This is a genomic window from Pseudomonas sp. SWRI154 (assembly GCF_014268645.1).
In the GTDB taxonomy this organism is placed as follows: domain Bacteria; phylum Pseudomonadota; class Gammaproteobacteria; order Pseudomonadales; family Pseudomonadaceae; genus Aquipseudomonas; species Aquipseudomonas marvdashtae.
Genome location: NZ_JABWQW010000108.1, coordinates 1 through 223, shown reverse-complemented (window position 1 = coordinate 223; position 223 = coordinate 1). Strand labels below are relative to the sequence as shown.

General features: G+C 61.4%; 1 protein-coding gene. It reads left to right on the top strand.

What is annotated here, in order from left to right; all coding sequences use genetic code 11:
* A partial coding sequence (locus tag HU806_RS26350; protein WP_186615833.1) for an immunoglobulin-like domain-containing protein occupies window positions 1–223 on the top strand: 223 nt, incomplete at both ends.

The window sequence follows — 223 nt, the reverse complement described above, 5'->3', positions numbered from 1 at the left end:
GGCGCAAGCTCGGGCGTGCTCGACGTAGCCGTCGGCAACGACGTTTACCAAGGCCCGACCACCGTCACTGAAAGCATCAGTACCGCCACTGGTGGCAACCTCGAAGCCATCGCACCGAACACCGCTCCAGTCAGCACCATCGTCAGCGATGTCGATGACACCACCACCGTGACGTTGACCGCCACACCAACCGTGAACGAAAACGGCACGATCACCTACACCG